At 47.4% G+C, this 15,738-nt stretch carries 15 protein-coding genes; 7 read left to right on the forward strand and 8 right to left on the reverse strand.

Going from position 1 to position 15,738, the window contains the following annotated elements; genetic code table 11:
- The 7 genes from KAI36_RS07630 to KAI36_RS07660 all read right to left on the reverse strand — a co-directional run bounded on the left by KAI36_RS07630 (nucleotide 1) and on the right by KAI36_RS07660 (nucleotide 6,602).
- Nucleotides 1-879 (reverse strand): arylamine N-acetyltransferase family protein, encoded by an 879-nt coding sequence (locus KAI36_RS07630; protein WP_220027418.1) that lies wholly within the window; start codon nucleotides 877-879, stop codon nucleotides 1-3.
- Between the two features lie 244 nt (nucleotides 880-1,123).
- A complete protein-coding gene (locus KAI36_RS07635) occupies nucleotides 1,124-2,020 on the reverse strand; it encodes an aminoglycoside phosphotransferase family protein (RefSeq protein ID WP_220027419.1) in 897 nt (298 codons plus the stop codon).
- Between the two features lie 18 nt (nucleotides 2,021-2,038).
- Nucleotides 2,039-3,049, reverse strand: a complete 1,011-nt coding sequence (locus KAI36_RS07640; RefSeq protein ID WP_220027420.1) for an aminoglycoside phosphotransferase family protein — start codon at nucleotides 3,047-3,049, stop codon at nucleotides 2,039-2,041.
- A 206-nt stretch (nucleotides 3,050-3,255) separates the two neighbouring features.
- Complete coding sequence (locus KAI36_RS07645) at nucleotides 3,256-3,807, reverse strand: PepSY domain-containing protein (protein ID WP_023987815.1); 552 nt, start codon at nucleotides 3,805-3,807, stop codon at nucleotides 3,256-3,258.
- 119 nt (nucleotides 3,808-3,926) lie between these two features.
- Nucleotides 3,927-4,520 (reverse strand): PepSY domain-containing protein, encoded by a 594-nt coding sequence (locus KAI36_RS07650; RefSeq protein ID WP_220027421.1) that lies wholly within the window; start codon nucleotides 4,518-4,520, stop codon nucleotides 3,927-3,929.
- 22 nt (nucleotides 4,521-4,542) lie between these two features.
- A complete protein-coding gene (locus KAI36_RS07655) occupies nucleotides 4,543-5,904 on the reverse strand; it encodes a sensor histidine kinase (protein WP_220027422.1) in 1,362 nt (453 codons plus the stop codon).
- Nucleotides 5,901-6,602, reverse strand: a complete 702-nt coding sequence (locus tag KAI36_RS07660) for a response regulator transcription factor (protein WP_276572460.1) — start codon at nucleotides 6,600-6,602, stop codon at nucleotides 5,901-5,903. The genes KAI36_RS07655 and KAI36_RS07660 overlap by 4 nt, the downstream gene beginning before the upstream one ends.
- A gap of 345 nt (nucleotides 6,603-6,947) precedes the next feature.
- Between KAI36_RS07660 and KAI36_RS07665 the strand changes: the two genes are divergently transcribed.
- The 7 genes from KAI36_RS07665 (at nucleotide 6,948) to KAI36_RS07695 (ending at nucleotide 14,637) form a co-directional block, all read left to right on the forward strand.
- Nucleotides 6,948-7,619 (forward strand): AroM family protein, encoded by a 672-nt coding sequence (locus KAI36_RS07665; RefSeq protein ID WP_220027423.1) that lies wholly within the window; start codon nucleotides 6,948-6,950, stop codon nucleotides 7,617-7,619.
- Between the two features lie 26 nt (nucleotides 7,620-7,645).
- Nucleotides 7,646-8,596 (forward strand): aminopeptidase, encoded by a 951-nt coding sequence (locus KAI36_RS07670; RefSeq protein WP_076293735.1) that lies wholly within the window; start codon nucleotides 7,646-7,648, stop codon nucleotides 8,594-8,596.
- 15 nt (nucleotides 8,597-8,611) lie between these two features.
- Entirely contained in the window at nucleotides 8,612-9,238 is a 627-nt protein-coding gene (locus KAI36_RS07675) for an aspartate/glutamate racemase family protein (protein WP_220027424.1), read from the forward strand.
- Between the two features lie 258 nt (nucleotides 9,239-9,496).
- Nucleotides 9,497-11,032 (forward strand): PucR family transcriptional regulator, encoded by a 1,536-nt coding sequence (locus KAI36_RS07680; protein ID WP_028542942.1) that lies wholly within the window; start codon nucleotides 9,497-9,499, stop codon nucleotides 11,030-11,032.
- Nucleotides 11,033-11,066: 34 nt separating this feature from the next.
- On the forward strand, nucleotides 11,067-11,753 hold the full coding sequence (locus tag KAI36_RS07685; protein WP_220027425.1) for a response regulator transcription factor: 687 nt from the start codon (nucleotides 11,067-11,069) through the stop codon (nucleotides 11,751-11,753).
- Nucleotides 11,750-13,333 (forward strand): sensor histidine kinase, encoded by a 1,584-nt coding sequence (locus KAI36_RS07690; RefSeq protein ID WP_220027426.1) that lies wholly within the window; start codon nucleotides 11,750-11,752, stop codon nucleotides 13,331-13,333. The genes KAI36_RS07685 and KAI36_RS07690 overlap by 4 nt, the downstream gene beginning before the upstream one ends.
- Nucleotides 13,334-13,455: 122 nt before the next feature.
- Nucleotides 13,456-14,637, forward strand: a complete 1,182-nt coding sequence (locus KAI36_RS07695; protein WP_220027427.1) for a TolB-like translocation protein — start codon at nucleotides 13,456-13,458, stop codon at nucleotides 14,635-14,637.
- On the opposite strand, the gene KAI36_RS07700 is transcribed toward KAI36_RS07695, so the two are convergent.
- Nucleotides 14,624-15,655, reverse strand: a complete 1,032-nt coding sequence (locus tag KAI36_RS07700; protein ID WP_220027428.1) for an aromatic ring-hydroxylating oxygenase subunit alpha — start codon at nucleotides 15,653-15,655, stop codon at nucleotides 14,624-14,626. The two genes, KAI36_RS07695 and KAI36_RS07700, sit on opposite strands and share 14 nt — an antisense overlap.
- Between the last annotated feature and the right edge of the window lie 83 nt (nucleotides 15,656-15,738).

Consider the following 15,738-nt stretch of genomic DNA (forward strand, 5'->3'; position numbering starts at 1 on the left):
CTATTGTAACGCTTCAGTTATAGACTTTTTCCATTCTATATGAGCCGCAAGTACTCTTTTCCATAACTCGTCCCGTTCCTGGCGACTGTAGTTAACGAGCGGCTCGCCAAATACATCTGCCAACACTTCCAGCCACTGCGACTTCTTATCCAGCTCTATTTTTTCCAAACCGTTTAGCCCGCGTTTTTTCCAAATACATCCTCTGAGTTCATTCGCCTCTAATTCTTGCCTTTGCCGAATCAGAAACAGGTTAAACCATGGAGATTCCGCTGAGCGGCTATAAAAATGATGTTTCGGCATAAATTCTTCCAAATCCTGAATAACCGCAGGAGCAAAATCAACGCCAACAAATGAAGCAAGCGAGTCATGCTCTAAGCGCCAACCTTTTGTAACAACCCCGGATTCCATAACTTTATAATGAAGAGGGGCTTGTTCATAAGTCCCCATACGGAGTGGAAGAGGCTCATATGGCATATCGCCCAGCCCGACATCAACAATCCATACTTCATCTTCTTGCTGCTCATTTAGCAAGTTCACTGTTAGTCCAAGATGAAATGAATTAATGCGTGGTTCAGCTCCCAGAGGTTGTACCCCGGCACGATGCAGAGAAACTTTGTACCCTAGTGAATATAGTAGTGCACTAAAGGCACCATTCAGATGAAAACAATAACCACTTCTCCCATGTAGAATGAGTTGAACGGATTCTTGAAAACCAATGGCTGCCGGCTTCCTTGCAAAAATGTCCAATGTTTGCCATGAAAGATGTTTTACATGAGCCTTATGCAGCTCAACTAGATAGGAAAGGGTAGGAGACTGAATTTCGGGAATTCCGATTCTGTTTAAATAAGCTTTTATTTCTTCTTTTGTCATGGTGTACATGTACAATCACCTCTATTGTTAGTTTCCCAAATTCTCTTCTCGAAACCATTGAACATTGAGTCTTAGCATCATTGTAGAAGGGGGGAGTGCTGTTTACAATGCTATAAAATTTTGGTTGTACCGGTACAGTCAGCAAGTCGATTGGCTTTAGCGGCATGCGCTTTTCCTGTAGTTGGTTGTCAGAACACAAAAAAACAGACCGTTTCATCGGGTCTGTTTTTTTGTTTAGTTCCAAGCTGACAGATTATAATAATGATCTAAGTTCGCGTCGGTATTTGTTCAAATGAACGAACGACGGAATGACTCGCTTGGCGGAACGGAAGCCGCCTATTCTGATATTGCGGACCACATGATAGGGAGAGATCAATAGTGCGTGAAGCAGATGCAAATCATGGGTGCTCAATGGACGATATCGTTGATAGTAATCTATCGCGCGCAGCATCTTTGTCCCATTCCAAAGACAATTCCGATGAAGAAGATGGGAGAGATCTTTCATCCTTACATGTAGGGAGCAATTTTCAAAGTCGATCAAATGGATCTTGAGCTGTTTGTCTTTAATCAGATTGGGATAATTATAGTCGCCGTGTATAAATGCGGCGGCTTTTTGCTCCTGAGCAATGGCTTCTCTAACTTTGGGCTGCTGTAGGCGATGGGACACTTCTTCACAAAGAGCTACGAGATGCGCTGTGCCTCTATATGGGATGAGGCGTTTTTTGTATCCAGCTATTTCATCGCTCAAGCCTTCATAACGGATTCTGGATGGCGGAGCTTCAGTGATAGGAAAGCCCACGGCACTGGAATGGAATTTGGCTAAAGTAGCAATTCCCTTTTTGAAGTCTATTCTTTTTGTAAATTCTGGTCTGAGTCCATGAACCCAATTGGTTAATGTATACGAAACACCTTCATTGGTCATGTAAGCCGTTTGTTGTACTGTTGGATAGACCTTTTGGCTGCGTGTAAACCCGCGCTCATCCAAGTAGGACAAGACACGTGTAATAAAACGGATCTCTTCTTCCGGGAATTTGTAGGGTTTTAAGCAATAAGTCGTATTAGCGGTCTCAATCTTGTGTATGTCCTTCATTTGACGGGTACGCTGAATTTTGATTCCGTACATCTGCTCAACGTTCGATAAAATCGACATTTTGATCCTCACTTTCTTTTATACATGAGCCCACTCCTGCAAAATATGGATGATTTGTAATCGAAGAGGCCACGACTGATCCCAATTGTCCAGGATTTCGCGATCTCTTGAACGATTCGGGTGTCGGGAAGCATGCCAGGCTTCTCGTGGTAGTTTATATAAAGCTGTAACAATCTTCCGTTCAGTACGGCTTAGTGGTTTGCGCTTTTGGTATCCCTTCAGCAAGGATTGCACAAATTCAGGATTGAATTGAGTCGTATTCATAAGGGCCTTTGCCAAATCAGCATAGACTGAGCCGATCTTAACCCGATCCCAATCAATGATTTTGAGATGACCGTCATCCGAAATAATGACATTTGGGGTAGTGATATCACTGTGTATCAAGGAGGGATGCCGATGTTCCATCCGAAGCAGTCTTATGATGGATGCATCCTGCAAATCCTTCCATGCTCGCCTGGATAAACGTTTGCAGTCTTCGCCGTGAGCATTGTACCAGTTGCGGTACGTTTTATCATGGCGACTGTTTTTTATCATTTTTCTTTGAAAAAGACGATCCTGGTTTTTCCAAATCCGCAATTGTTGAATGGTCGGAGGGGACTTTCCTTTATCCATCCGATTCAAGCCGGTGGAGGTGGCGTGAAGTGTGGCAAGTGCCCGCCCCAGTTTTTCGAAATCTTCAGCGGTCTCCAGTCCCCGTCCTTTGATCCACTGACTTACATAAAATGGCGTTCCTTGATATAGAGTCCATAACTTGCCGGAATGAGTGGGGAGCCATGCGGGCATGTAGGTATACTTTCTCTTTTTCAAAAGCCTTATATGACTCGCAGCTCGTTCCATCTGTTGAATCGTATTTGAACGGATCATCTTTGTACGACTAAAGGGCTTTAATGCATAAGTTCCCTTTTTCGTTTTCACCTGGATCACTGCATTTTTTCGGTATAATGAGGAGACTAAGCTTGATTTTAACGGGATCAGGCCGAAACGACGGGTGATTTTGCGAATCTGTGCTTTAGTATAGGATTTCGCCATAAGAACCTCACTTGACTTTGGATTGAAGAAAAAGGTAATCCTCTGTTAGTTATCAGTCTATTCATGAAGAAATAATAGGTGCAGTTTTATGAAGCCATCTTCGTTCTTTTCCTATGTCACATTGGTCAAAAAAACGGAGCAGCGAAAGTTCGCTGCTCCGTTTTAATTAGCGCTGTATTTAGTTACCCTGATTATGACCTGGGTGATTAATATTCGTTGTCATCATCATCTTCGTCTGTATCCACGATTGCGCCAGATGATGCATGGATTTCAAGCTCAACGGTTCCTTCGTTGGTGAGTACCTTTACCTCGTAGATGAACTGTCCATCTTCCTTATCCAATTTAGAAGACAAAAGGGTACTCCCGGGCACGTGCTTAAGCGCAATTTGTCCAGCCTGCTTTTCAGTCAGGGTGATGTGATTTGGCTTGTTTAGGGAGGACTCGTCATTCGAGTCATGATCAAGCTCAGAATGGGAACGGATGGTTTTCCCCGTATAAGCATCAACATCTATATCCCAATCTTTATCCCCTTGCTGGAGATCCACCTCATAGTAGACTTTTCCGTTCTTGCGCTCCAGTTCGACATCTTCAACTTGTGCATTATTCCCCACAGCCTTCTTGGCAATGTTGGCAGCGGCGGTCGCTCCAATAAGGCCCGTAGGTTTAGCGGCCCATACGGCATTCGCTGAGACACCCGTAACTGTAACTCCAAGCAGAACCGTGGCTGCCATAATTCCTAATGTATAGTTTTTTTTCATTACATAATTCCTCCTTGTGCTATAAGCATGAATACAGCTTATCTCTTGAACATGAGAGGAACATAATAGAATCATGAGAAAACCATGAGAAAACATGAGCTGAGATGATCATCAAGTTGTCATGATTCGTTGTGCTCCTGTTTTTCTTTTTCCCACGTTATAGAGTCGATAGAGCCCGATACTGCATTGACCTGTACTACTGCTTCACGCCCATCTTTTACCTCAACCTCAACCAGATAATAGAGGCCTTTGTCGTTGCGATGAAGCTCAATATCGTCGGATGTTCCGTTAACTGCTTTGGCAGCAAGCTTGGCTGCTTCTTTCTCTGTAATAACGAGAGAAACCGGGTCAGGTTTATTAGCTGGATTTGATGTGTCTCTGGTTGGTGAGGTACCGGGCTTGCGATCTTGGGGCTCCTGCTTCGCATCTGTATAAGCCTGTGTCCGCTTAATGGAGTCGATGACACCATCATAGGCATTGGCTTTTATATCGTACTTCCCTTTGGCGCGTTCCAGCCTGATCAGATAAAAATCACCCAAGCGTTGGGATTCGAGCACCTCGCCAGGATACTGATGCAAAACGGATTGGATGATGGCCTTTTCTTCCAATGGAGAAGCTGCTAACGACCGTGCCCAAGGCCACTGTAAAAGACAAATTGTAATCAATACAGCCGCCAGCGTACCCCCAATCATCCACACATAGATGGTTTTCATCGTTATTCCCTCCTTTGGCTTATTATTTTGGAACGGTAGGGAGGATGATCGTTGCAGTTGTTCCGCTCTCCTCTACACTTTCTAGCCCAATTTGAGCATGTATAGCTTGTGCAATTCCTGTAGCCAATGATAAGCCTAGCCCAGCCCCACCTTCCTCGCGGCTTCTGGCTTCATCCACACGATAGAAGCGGTCGAATACTTTAGATAACTTTTCTTCCGGGATTCCAATTCCTTGATCTGTGATTCTTATGCAGGGTTGAGCTGTACCGCCCACCGTATCAATCATCAGGTGTATCGGCTCGTCACTGTATTTGCGTGCATTATCCAAAAAGATAAATAGGAGCTGCTTCAGCTTATTTTCATCGGTATAGCCAATGCAGTCTGCCTGTACATCCAGTTGAATTTGTCGGGCGAACGCATTTTCAAATGTAGCTTTTAATTCTGTCGCTATTCTGGTCAGGCGTACAGGCTCCAGCACGACATTCCATTGTTCTTCGTTTCTGGCCAACAGAAGAAGCTGCTCTGCCATGTCCTTCATTCGAATCGCCTCGGAATGGATCGCTTCAACGGATTCGGCGAAAATGTTGGGATGCTGCAACCCCCGCCGTTTGAGCAGGCTGGCATAACTTTCAATAATGGTGAGAGGTGTCTTCAATTCGTGGGACGCATTAGATACAAATTGTTCTTGCCTGACGAAATTCCGCTCCAGCAGTTCAATCATGTCATTAAATGTTTCACCCATTTCGACCAGTTCGTCGCGTGATGATGAATTGAGCGGAAGACGTTTAAATTTCCCGCTGCGCTGAATTTCTTTCATCGTACTAATCATAGATGTGATTGGACGTGTGATCAGTCTGCCGAGCAGTTTTCCCGATACCACGACAGGAATGAGCGCAATTCCAGTGACAGCAACAAGTACGATTCTGAGTACCTGTAGCGTCTGCATCGTTGGTTGCAGACTTTCGATCACCTGGAGATTGACAACCTCACCATTGGTCCAAATCATGGGGACCGATACAAGAATGTAACGGTTGCTTTCATAGGTAATCATGCGAACCTGCCGTGTTTCATCAAAAACGCCCTTCATCAAGCTAAGAGATTGCTCGGAAGAAGAGGTGATAGGGGGAAGAAAATCGCCTTCCGGCCTCATCAGCCGAAGCATGCCATCCAGCGGTACATAGGCTCGGAGAAGGTCCTCTGCGGCTACGGATACCGAAGCGCGTTGAATGCCGCGAATCATGTTCTCTGCTGCGGCCTCTACCTGGTCTTTTCGACTGTCTATCGAAAGTTGGCTGAATAGGAAATAGATCGAAAAATTAATGGCTACAAGTAAGACCGCGAATAATAACGAGGTGTACGTATGGATTTTGTTTTGTAGCTTCATAAAGATTCCTTCAGTACATAACCAATTCCGCGTACAGTATGGATAAGCTCAGGGAGCTGGCGCGTAGGGTCGATTTTATTGCGCACGTAGCGAATATACACATCGACCACATTGGTATCGCCCATATAATCTATGCCCCATACATTCTCCAGTAATTGTTCACGGCTAAGTACCTGCCGCTGGTGTCTGAGTAAATGAACGAGCAAGTCAAACTCTCGCGGTGTAAGCTCAATGTTGTGCTCTCCTCGAAGAACTTCACGAGTACCTTCATGGAGACGTAAATCCCCGGCACTAAGCCACTTATCTACCACTTGTGGAGCCATGTCTTTCGTTGCACCCACTCTGAGTGCGGCCCGTACACGTGCAAGCAGCTCTTCGATCACAAACGGTTTGGTAACATAATCATTGGCTCCCAAATCGAGTCCCTCGACCTTATCTGCAATGGAACTTTTAGCCGTCAGCAAAATGACAGGAACGTTCGCATCATGCTTACGAATCCTCCGAAGTAGCCCGATGCCATTGAGACCGGGAATCATAATATCCAGCAACACTAGATCCCAATTGCCTTTGCAGTACGTCTCTAGCCCATCAATTCCGTTTTTTTCTTTACATACTTGATAGCCTTCAAATTGAAGTTCGATCTCTAGAAGCCGGGCAATCTTTTCTTCGTCTTCTACGATCAAAATAGATTGTTTCATGATCATGCCCTCCTGTAGGCGAATAGCCGATACGGAAGTATTTTAGCATATACGGACAGGTAAGACACTCCAAAGCGCAGGGCAGTGAGGGAAGAGATGTTTAAAGTGTGTTATATTTCTTGACATTAAAAAGGAATAAAATGTAATGATAGCGCTATGACTTTGTTTTTTTATCCTTTATGCACAACAAACAAGCCTTTGTTTTGGTCAGGACGAACATTGTTTATGTAAGGAAAGTTGCAGTAACATAAGTTAAAACTATTCACCAGAACCGAAATAAGGGCAGGCCGCGGGCTTGCCCTTTGTCGCCAGGAGCGTAAAATAAAGCGAAAGCAGGGATTCAAAATGCATAAGCTTGGGATGATTACGATTGGGCAAGCCCCCCGGTCAGATGTGGCGCCTATCATAGAAAGGGCATTGGAAGGACGGGCAGAGCTGGTACAGGCTGGTGCGCTGGATGGGCTCTCATTGGACTATATACAACACCATCTATCACCGTCACCGGGAGAATATGTATTAACCTCGCGCTTGACGACCGGGGAGTCGGTGGTCATTTCACGCGAAAAAATCCAGCCGCTGCTCCAGGACAAAATCACACGTTTGGAGGAGCAGGGCATACGTACTATTTTGTTACTCTGTACCGGTGTGTTTCCTGGATTGCATACCCGAAGCGCTTTTCTAATTGAGCCAGATCATGTGCTTCCTCCTGTACTAAAGGCCATGTCCAGCGGAAGAAGGTTGGGTCTCATTGGACCGCTCGAAGAACAGAAGAACAACCTCAAGCTTAAATTCAGCCCTTATGGATTGAATCCAGAGTTTGCGGCGGCCTCGCCTTACAGTGGCAGTGAGGAAGAATTTCGCCGAGCAGCAGGACAGTTCAAGAATCAAGCCGATCTGATCGTGCTGGATTGCATGGGCTATACGGAAACGCATAGAGAGCTAGCGGCGCATTACTCAGGGGTTCCCGTTGTATTGTCCAATGCCTTGATTGGCAAACTGGTATCGGAAATGGTGTAAGGGCCCAAAAATTGGAGGTAAGAACTATGAGTCAACAACGTATTGAAATCAGTAAAAATGTATTGCAAAAATGTTTGGGACTTACCGCTGGAGAGACGCTTTTGGTCGTAACCGACGATGATAAAAAAGAATTGGGCGAGTCCATATATGAAGCTGGCAAGGCACTGGGGGCAGAAGCAGCTATTTTGACGATGAAGGTTCGCTCTAAATCGGGCGAGGAGCCTCCGGCCCCTGTTGCCGAAGCCATGCTTCGCTCCAACGTTGTTGTATGTGTCACCCGGTATTCGCTGACACATACAAGTGCCCGTAAGCAAGCCGCAGCTGCTGGAGCACGCCTAGCGACCATGCCCGGCATGACAGACGATATGTTCATGAATGGAGCAATTGCTGCTGATTATCCGAAGGTCAAGGCGCTGACCGAAGAGGTGACCGCATTGCTGACTGCTGCCAAGCAGGTACGGATTGAAAAGGAAGGATATAGTCTGAACTTTACCATAGAAGGGCGCAACGGCGTTCCCAGCACAGGTATGTATTTGAATCCCGGCGAATCGGGCAACCTGCCTTCCGGTGAAGCGTATATTGCTCCGCTGGAAGGAACGGCACAGGGTCAGATTGTGGTGGATGGTTCTGTGGCGGGAATCGGTGCCTTAAAAGACCCGCTGCTGCTGACGGTGCAAAATGGAAGATTAATCGCCGCAGAAGGGGAAGCCGGACAGTCCCTGTTGGATATGCTCGGCGAAGGCGATGGTAGAATGCTGGCCGAATTTGGTATTGGAACGAATGATAAAGCCCGCATTACAGGTGTTGTGTTAGAGGACGAGAAAGTATATGGCACGATTCATGTCGCTTTTGGCAGCAATAATACCTTCGGGGGAACTGTCGCTGCGGGTGTACATATTGACGGAGTCGTACAAAAACCGGATGTATATCTGGATGATCGTCTGATTATGAAGGCTGGTCAGTTGCTAGAGCGATAAAGGGAGGAAGTTATCATGCTTGGAATAATCAGAGTGCTTACCATACAGGACAAAGTAGCTATCGACCTTCACGGCCGGGTCATTGAGCAGCACTACGGGCTGCCTGTCACCAGTGTATGTATCCCCGATCAGCCGAAAGGAATCTACGATGATATCACAGACCGGGAAGCGGTGCCTAAAATTGTGCTCGCGGCGCAACAACTCGTTGAACAAGGCTGTACGTCTATCGGTATTAGCTGCGCGGCTGATCCAGCGCTAGAGGAAACTCGTCAGGTTGTATCTGTACCTGTATACGGGGCGGGGTCCTGTGCGGCACTCTTGGCTCTGACATCGGCCAGCCGTGTAGGCGTGTTGACCATTTTGGAGGAGGCTCCGCCGCTGATTCGCCGCATTTTGGGCGATTCCTATATCGGTACAGAGCGTCCCATAGGTGTGCAGACGACACTGGACTTGAACACTCCACAAGGTAAAGAGGCAGCTATGGCAGCAGCGTTACGGCTTCAGGAGAAGGGGGCTGAGGTAATCGTACTTGCCTGCACAGGTTTTGTAACGATGAACTTTGCGCCAGAGTTGGAGCGTACACTAGGGATTCGGGCTATTGACCCGATTGTGGCGTTGGGTGCAGCTGTTTCGGTACGCTAGCAGACACTTCGTGTGGGGGACAAGCAGGATAGTTCTTAAACTTCATTATAAATAGTTGAATATTGAAATAAACCGCCTTTTCCAGAAAAGGGCGGTTTATTTATGTTCCATTGAGCTCCTAAAGATAGGAATGGGCTGGTGTGGATAGACTTGACCAAGCGGTAAAAGGTTTTGTTTTGTACACTTTTTTGGTACACTATCCTGAAAATTAAATGAACTAAGGATTTTGCAAAATAAATAGCAGGGTGGTCTGTCTTTATGAAAATACCGGGTGTAACAGTTCAAGAGCTCATGGCAATACCCGTGTTGAAGGAGGCGAAGGTATTAAGCGGAGAACAAGGGCTAAGCCGGGTTGTCCGGTTTATTGACATTATGGAAGTTCCTGACCTGAAAGGCTGGGTTCGGGAAGGTGTATTGTTGATGACTACGGCTTATTCGATCCGTCATGAGCCTGAGGTATTGTGTCAAATTATTCAATTACTGCATCAGGGCGGGGCGGCGGCGCTTGTGATCAAGCCTACCCGCTTTCTCACGGAAATTCCCCATAGTGCGCTTGAAGAAAGCAATGCCTGCGGCCTTCCTGTGATTGAGATTCCAGCCGATATTCCCTATACGGATATTACGCAGCGTGTCATGGATATGGTGTTGAACCGACAGGCAGAGCTGCTGCGACGTTCGGAAGAAATCTATCGAACGTTAACGACGATGGTGCTGGAGAACAGTGGCATACAGGCTGTAAGCGATAATATAGCAGAGCTTTTTAAAGCTCCGGTTGCTTTGGTTGATAATGGTGGTCAAGCCATTGTCACTTCACCACAAGATTGGGATTGGGCGAAGGTACAAGATGCTCGTCATTTTCCCATTAGTGTGGATAAACGTACAGTCGCCAAGTTGGTCATTGCCCGCAATGAACTGGATGATATGGAGCAGGTTGGTATTGAGCAGGCACGTCTGGTGATGGCGTTAGAATTAATGCGTGAAAAGGCAGTAGAAGATACGGAAAGCCGACTACGGGGGAATTTTATAGATGAGCTCATGACACCTCCGTTGCCGGTGCGGCATGAGGTTGAGCGGAGAGGTCGTCAATTGGGATTCAACCCGGAATATAACTGGGAGGTGGCTGTACTGGAAAGTGCTACGGCTCCGCCAGAAGAGATTCTTTCTGGGTTATTGAGTATGGAATCGACCCGACGGCGTGTGGTGTCTCATATTGAGTTCCGTTCAAATCGTGCGATATTATTTCTGCCGACTCTTCAGCCGAATGATCATCAGAACGCACCTGGCTCTGATCAGGAAACGTCCTGGAGTGATACGCTGAAAAACTGGTCAACTGAAAAAGCCTGGGGTACCGCCGATTATTATTTAGGCATCGGAAGTGCCAAAAAGTTATGGGAGCTGCTGCAAAGCTACAATGAAGCACGTCGTGCCATTACTGTAGCCCAGCGGCTGTATCCTGATAAACGTGTATGCAAATACAGCGATATAGAGATGCACTATATGCTTGGAGAAGCGATGGACAAAGAGGAATTTTCAAATTTGTTTGAACGCAAGCTGGGGAGACTTCAGCAATATGATCGCTCACATGGCAGTGACTTACTCAAAACGTTATTTTATTATTTGGAAAACAGGGGCAGTCTGGTAGATACAGCCAATTATCTTTTTATACATCGTAACTCAGTAAAATACAGATTGGAACGGATACGCGACATGACGGATTTTGATCTTAACGATCCACGTGAGCAGTTTATATGTCATACATGTCTGATTCATTATTATTTGCGGGAACATAGGTAGCTGGAGCGTTTTTTTAATGCAGGGAGGGCAGGACATGGATAAAAAAATACTGATAGCGGACGATGAGGCGAGCATTCGGAATGCGCTGGCTTATGCGTTAAAGCGAGAGGGTTTTTTGGTGGAAACCGCTGTTGATGGGGAGGACGCCTTGGAAAAAGTGCGTTTGTTCCACCCAGATGTGCTCATACTGGATGTGATGATGCCCAAACTGGGTGGATATGAGGTGTGCCGCCGCTTGGAAAGTCGGAAGGGCATCGGTATTTTACTGCTGACGGCCAAAAACGATATCGTTGATAAGGTACTCGGGCTGGAGTTGGGTGCGGACGATTTTATGAGCAAACCGTTTGACCTGAGGGAGCTGCTCGCTCGTATTAAAGCATTGGTACGGAGACTGGAGCGAGAAGGAGCGCCTGCCCCGGAAGGAACAGAAATGGTACTCGGCCCATTACGGGTACGTCCGTCCAGCCGAACGGCTGAACTTGGAGCCATAGCGCTGGATCTAACCCCCAAGGAGTTTGATGTGCTGACGCTGTTGGTGTCTCATGCCGGGAGGGTGTATACACGGGACGAGCTGCTGGAGCAGGTATGGAGCTTCGATTATGTGGGCGGAACGCGGACGGTGGATATTCATATCCAGCGCTTGCGCAAGAAGCTTGAGCCACATCAGGCGATACTGCAGACCGTGTATGGTATCGGCTATAAGGCAGAGAAAATGACGTGAACGAACATCATTCACTCCATCAGCAAGGAAGCTTGCGGTCCACCGACCAACAGAAGCGCAAACGCAAACCTACAGGCTTAAGCCTGCGTTGGAAATTCCCCCTGGTACTGGCGGCTTTGCTGCTGTTTACTGTCGGTGTGCTGAGCTGGCTCGTGCTTACTGGCATTCGTGCTAACCAGACAGACCAAATGGAACGCAGCTTAAAGCGCCAGGCCGAAATTGTAGAAATGCGTGTAAAACAGTCTTACCTGTTGGGAGTGCGCCAATCACCGGAAGGCTTCATGAAGAAGCAGGCGCCCCAACTCGCAGTGGAACTGGGCGTATCCAGCAATATGCGCGTTGTTTTATATGATGGCCAGGGGCATGAGGTTGGCAATTCTCTACCGCTGGCTTTTAGAACAAATGTCAGCCAGGCCCTTTCCTATGCGCTCCAAGGCAAAATTGCGTATATTACGGAAGGTAGCGCAGTCACCTATTTGGCTCCGCTTCAAGGTCCGGACGGCTTGCTGGGAGTGGTACAGCTTCATAGCTCAACAGAAGCGCAGCAGCAGTTCTACCAGGCCATTGCCCACTTGTTTCTATGGACGGGGGGTACGGTGCTGGTATTGAGCTTTATTTTGGGCTTAGGCTATGTCAGCCGCCAGACGAGGGATATCGGACGACTAACTCGCGCTTCCGAGCAGATATCGACAGGGCACTATCCAGAAGCCAGACTGCTTCGACGGCAGGACGAGCTGGGAAGACTGGATGAAGGAATGCTCCTGATGAGTCATGTGATCCGGGAGAGCATTACCGCGCTGGAAAACGAAAAGCTTCGGCTGGAAGAAGCGGTTCAGCGTTTGAGAGAGCTGGAGCAGCAGCAAAAATCTTTTATTGGAAATATCAGCCATGAACTGAAGACTCCATTAACCTCTATTCAGGCTTATGCTGATTTACTGGATATGTATGGGGATGATCCTGAACTGGTGCGTGAAGCGAGAGAAAGTATCAGTAAGGAAACAAAACGGTTATACGAGCTTGTCGAGGACTCGCTGCGGCTATCTGTGCTGGATAAATATGATTTTGAATTGCATACGGAGGCTGTGAAACTGCATTCGTTGCTGGAAGATGCAGGGAGCCGTATTCGAGGGAAAGCGGCGGCGCGTGGACTGAATTTTTCGATAGATACCGTTCCTGCTCAGGTGTGGGGAGACCCTAAGTATCTGATGCATATTGTACTGAATTTGCTGGATAATGCAGTGAAGTACAATCGGGACGGTGGATGGATTACGTTATCGAATCGAGTAGAACAGGACACCGTGATTGTGTGTATACGCAATTCCGGCCCATGGATTCCTAGGGAGCAATGGGACATGATTTTTGAGCCGTTTGCTACCTTAAGTCGTGATCGATCTCGTCAGGACAGCGGTACGGGACTTGGTCTTCCTCTGGCGCGCAGACTGGCGGAGCGCATGGGGGGAGAGTTGCAGCTTACAGCTTCAGATCATAGTGGGTTGGAAAATGACAACGGGCATACAAATGTAAGTGGGAATGAATTTTCGCTTAGACTCCCTCTCTTGGTTCACGATGGCTCCCTGTAAACGGCCGATTGTTAGCACAGGGCTAGAATGGTGTCTTGTTTACAACTTGGAAACAATTCGATGTATTCATGAGATGTTCGGGCATTAAACTGGGGGTATCGTTAACAAGGAGGCCGTTGTACATGATAAAGAAAAACATAGACAGCTATGGGCAAAAGAACGGCTCCCCTCGTCGCGAAGATTCCCGCACAAGAGTTTTCAGACAGAAAGCTACGGGGGTGCTCATAACCGGCTTAATCGCCGGGGGATTGCTCAGCGGTTGCGGCATAAAGAGCGCAGGAGAGACAAATCCAGCATCCGATATGAAACCGGGCCAACAGCTTACTGTGATTGACACGGATGCAGCCCGGCAGCAAGTAACGGACGAGCTGGTGGTATCGTCTATCGACAGGCTGGGGGATGTCTACGCGAGGTCTTGGCTGAGCGACGAAGAGCTGATTGTGGAGCGTAAAACCCAGCTATGGATTCATAATGTAGAGACAGACAAGGAGCGGATTTTAACACCAGGTCGTAAGGCTCCGCAGTTACTTGCTGCGGTATCACCGGATCAGCGCCATGTCTTTTTTACTGAGGGCAGCACCAGCAGCAAATATGATATTCAAGGCTATATTCTGGAACTAAGCAGTGGTAAGGTTACATCGGTTGGCAAGCTGGATATGATTAACGAAGTGAGCTGGAGCGATGAGAATCATATCATTACAGGCACACCGGATGGTAAAATCCAGCTGATTGGTCTGGACTGCAAAGCTAAAGAATTGAGTTTTCAAGATCCGAATCGCTCTGAATTGATGTCTCATGTCGAAAAAGTGGGTAACGCCATATTTTATACAGGCAGTGATAAGCAAGGGTATCCGGTGCTGAATCGGTTCACCCTCAATCATCCTCAGGCTGTGACCATTGCAGAGGGTGCCATGTCCTTTGCCGTGTCGCCTGATGGTAAGTCTATTGCCATTGAAAAGCGGAAATGGAATACATCCGAACCAGCCCGTATGATCATTTTGGATGAACAGGGCAAAGAGAAAGGAATCGTCGGTCAAGGCACTTTAATGAGTCGTGGAAGCTGGTCCAGCGACGGGTCCAAGCTTGCTTATTCCATTTATGATGAGGATCAGCAAGGCATGAGAGGGCTGTATGTGTTTGACCAGTCCACGGGTAAAACCACTCCGGTTACGACCGATATCCAATCCTATGACAGCCCAACGGTATGGAGCCCATCCGCCCGGTTTTTATCCATGTACCAGAACATTTCGGAAGGTGGAAAACAGCTCAACCAAAGCTACATCGTCGAATTTAAGAGGAAGTAGTTTCTGGATCCAGTCGTACACGAGGCTCATCGTTGACAAGGAAATCATACCAGCGGTTGCGAAACCGAACTTGAGGTCCATCAGCGGGGACGTGTGCCTCCATTCGCAGCGCTTCTGGGATTGGACGCGGATGCTGGCTTTCCACCACGGCCCGATCCTCTTCCAGCACCTTGCCACTGTATCTGGAAAAAATGTGGCTCATGCCTGGTACAAATCTGGCAAAATTACGTCCAGCCAGTCCGTAGATGGCAGTTAACTCTTGCCCAATCGGAGTGAAGGTGACGAAATTAATAAACTTGCTGCGTCCTTCCTTGGCGGGAGTCAAAATCCATTGCTGTGGAAAGGTATATTGTAATAGACCTTTCCCGTTTTTCACTCGAATATGATTGTCATCCGCTTCAAACTCGATATGAATGTCGGTGGAGGATTTTTTACCGATCGTTTTGTTATGGACAATTGGCAAATGAGCGACATCCAGCACGCTCTCCACAACTCTCGTCAGGTGTGCCTTCCACACGGAATCGTAGGGAGACAAAATAAGAGAGGGGTCCTCCAGCTCGGGGAAAATCTCCAGAGGAGGTGGGGATGTGGATGTCCCCAACCCTGAGTTTATCTCAGACTTTGAGCCAACGGCCTGAGGATATACCCACAGCAGGCCTGCTTTTTCAATCGCGGGGTAGGCATAGGTATGAGCAAACTCAGGAATAGCCCGCCCCGGATGTGCCGGAATATCCACACACTGCCCACTCTCATCGAAAGACCATGCATGATATGGGCATGTGATGTGCCCGTTTTGACAATAGCCTAGCGACAAATCAGCTCCTCGGTGCGGGCAATAAGCATGGATGGCATGTACCTGACGATGATCATCACGGTACAGGACAATATCTTTGCCAAGCAATCGCTTTTTAAGCGGTTTATTTTTTAGTTCCTTGGACCAGCCAACGGCGTACCAGGCGATCGGGAATACCTGTTGGTCACTTACACGAACTTCACGAAAGCTGGGATGGATGTTCATCTATATCAACGCTCCTCGTTCTGTTTCTCAAGTATGACCCATGGGTCATTTATCATATTAGTATAATACACCCCTGATCCAAA

The organism is Paenibacillus sp. S02, from assembly GCF_019454065.1.
In the GTDB taxonomy this organism is placed as follows: Bacteria; Bacillota; Bacilli; order Paenibacillales; family Paenibacillaceae; genus Paenibacillus; species Paenibacillus polymyxa_B.

Bases quoted from the DNA above. Each gene is read 5' to 3' on its own strand.
- KAI36_RS07650 (WP_220027421.1), bottom strand. From the start codon at position 4,520: ATGAAAACCATCTATGTGTGGATGATTGGGGGTACGCTGGCGGCTGTA.
- KAI36_RS07660 (WP_276572460.1), bottom strand. From the start codon at position 6,602: ATGAAACAATCTATTTTGATCGTAGAAGACGAAGAAAAGATTGCCCGG.
- KAI36_RS07675 (WP_220027424.1), top strand. From the start codon at position 8,612: ATGCTTGGAATAATCAGAGTGCTTACCATACAGGACAAAGTAGCTATC.
- KAI36_RS07700 (WP_220027428.1), bottom strand. From the start codon at position 15,655: ATGAACATCCATCCCAGCTTTCGTGAAGTTCGTGTAAGTGACCAACAG.
- KAI36_RS07655 (WP_220027422.1), bottom strand. From the start codon at position 5,904: ATGAAGCTACAAAACAAAATCCATACGTACACCTCGTTATTATTCGCG.
- KAI36_RS07670 (WP_076293735.1), top strand. From the start codon at position 7,646: ATGAGTCAACAACGTATTGAAATCAGTAAAAATGTATTGCAAAAATGT.
- KAI36_RS07630 (WP_220027418.1), bottom strand. From the start codon at position 879: ATGTACACCATGACAAAAGAAGAAATAAAAGCTTATTTAAACAGAATC.
- KAI36_RS07685 (WP_220027425.1), top strand. From the start codon at position 11,067: ATGGATAAAAAAATACTGATAGCGGACGATGAGGCGAGCATTCGGAAT.
- KAI36_RS07680 (WP_028542942.1), top strand. From the start codon at position 9,497: ATGAAAATACCGGGTGTAACAGTTCAAGAGCTCATGGCAATACCCGTG.
- KAI36_RS07640 (WP_220027420.1), bottom strand. From the start codon at position 3,049: ATGGCGAAATCCTATACTAAAGCACAGATTCGCAAAATCACCCGTCGT.
- KAI36_RS07645 (WP_023987815.1), bottom strand. From the start codon at position 3,807: ATGAAAAAAAACTATACATTAGGAATTATGGCAGCCACGGTTCTGCTT.
- KAI36_RS07665 (WP_220027423.1), top strand. From the start codon at position 6,948: ATGCATAAGCTTGGGATGATTACGATTGGGCAAGCCCCCCGGTCAGAT.
- KAI36_RS07635 (WP_220027419.1), bottom strand. From the start codon at position 2,020: ATGTCGATTTTATCGAACGTTGAGCAGATGTACGGAATCAAAATTCAG.
- KAI36_RS07695 (WP_220027427.1), top strand. From the start codon at position 13,456: ATGATAAAGAAAAACATAGACAGCTATGGGCAAAAGAACGGCTCCCCT.